Annotated in this window: 1 protein-coding gene; it reads right to left on the minus strand. The window is 44.1% G+C overall.

Annotation, left to right across the window (positions count from 1 at the left end):
- Nucleotides 1-95 precede the first annotated feature (95 nt).
- Complete coding sequence (locus tag QOL74_RS18305) at nt 96-1,820, minus strand: IS1634 family transposase (RefSeq protein ID WP_283410950.1); 1,725 nt, start codon at nt 1,818-1,820, stop codon at nt 96-98.
- Nucleotides 1,821-1,976: the final 156 nt, after the last annotated feature.

A 1,976-nucleotide genomic window follows, 5' to 3' on the forward strand; every position in this document is an offset into this window, starting at 1 on the left:
ATCTTGAGTTTGACAGAAAAATGCATAAAAAAAGCCCTGAAACCCTTCAATAACAAAGGATTTGGGGCTTTTCTTTTTTTCGGCCGGATGTACGACTACACCTTTTCTTTTGTCTCAGAGACCATGTGCTTGATTTCTTCCAAAGTCAGGTACTTTTGATCCAACTGTGTACCGATGCAAGCATCCGTCCACTTAAGCACATCACTGTAATACAGGGCTTTATAGTAGTTCATGGAAAGATAAGCCACGTTGGATTGAGTCAGCGCATCGATGATCTTTTCGATAGAATATTTTCCATGGGTTTTCATCTCAAGGATCCGGAGTAGTAACAGGGACAAAAAACAGGTTAGGAAATGGCCTTCTATGCCACCCTCAGACCACACATAGGCAGGCCTCGTTTCCAACTGGGTTTTGGAGATTTTGAATGTTTCCTCGATCTTCCAAAGACCTTTGTACTTTTCAATGACTTCATCCTCCGGCATGTCCAGTTCACTTGTCACGATGGAGTAATATCCATCATACTTTTCTTCCTCCCGGATCAGCGCTTCATCCAGTTTCGGAATGATGTTTTGGTTTGCCTGAGTCAACTCACCCGTCTTTTTATCGAGGTTCATGCCAATGATATATTTCATGGCCCCATAGTTTTCCGCTTTAGCATACCTGGAAGGGCTGTTAATGAGACCAAGGGCTTTTGAAATGGCTTCATCTCGTTTATGTTTCGTTCTTCGGGCATATTTTTCTGAGTAGAAGACAATGTGCTTTTCGTCAATCATCACCTTGACAGGTTTATCCTGTTCATCCTTGACAGTAATCTCCGTGGGGTAGACCCTGGACTTGATTTTGTACTCATCACCCACCCATCGATACCCCCGTTCATCCAGGACATAAGCTTTGACTTCCTTGGAAGCCTTAGTCCCCCGGACCGAACGGGAAAAAATATACCCATCACCTTTAATGAGGTTGTAGGCTTTGTTCGTGCCAGAATTAAGTCCCTTATCCGCCACCACAATGACCCGCTGGAGGTTGTAGTGCTGTTTTAACTCCGACAGAACCGGCAGCAGCGTATCAAAGTCAGGCATGTTGCCCTGGAACAAACGGTACGTGATGGGAATCCCTGCCTTGTCCAGTAAAAGTCCCATCTGAATGATGGGCTTGCCCTTCCTGTCTTTTCCCATCCCTTTTCGGATCATCTCTGTTTCCTGATCCCGATGAAAGTAGTAGTTGGTCACATCGTAAAACACATTGGACGTGTCCCTGCCATACAGCATGGAAATATTCTCATGCAACGCCAACAACAGCTTTTCCCTGTGCTTGGAAAAAACCGGCAGTGACCTGTAAACAGCCTCAAGGGGAAAATCAAAGTTTTCAAAGTAACGATGCCTGTTTTCATAGGCCGCAAGCTTTGAACAAGGATTTAAAATCCGTTCATACACCAGCAGCTTCATGATGTTGTTCAGAGGCAGCTTATTTTTTAATCCCCGTTCCCGATGGATGAAAAAGGTATCCATGCCCAGTTCATGGTAGATTTTGCTCAAAGCGAGAAACCCAATGTTTTTCAAATCACTCGCTCCAGGATCCAGTCGTTCCTCCAAGTCAAGAGTTAAGACAACCTGTCGGTCGGTCATTTCCTCTTCAGTCATCTGCTTAGCCACTTCTGAGAAATGTGCGATGGGATCATCATACACATGGATGAGTTCATCATAAAATCCCAGGCCTTTAACAGCCTTCTGCTTGCCCCTCTTTGTGACAGGATCACGGTAGCTTTTAACAATGGACAAATACACCCTGCCATTGGGCCGCTTGTCTTTTTTCAGATACACACCTTCACCCCCCACACTTTGATCCCTTCTATTATAACATAGATTTGCATAGATGTACAGTAAAAAGAATAAAAATTTGACAAAAAAAGTAGCCGCAAGGCTTACTTTCAAAGGATCTTATGGATTCAACTTTTCGGTTTTGCTGTCAAACTCACG

The organism is Anoxynatronum buryatiense, assembly GCF_900182905.1.
Lineage (GTDB): Bacteria > Bacillota > Clostridia > Peptostreptococcales > Tindalliaceae > Anoxynatronum > Anoxynatronum buryatiense.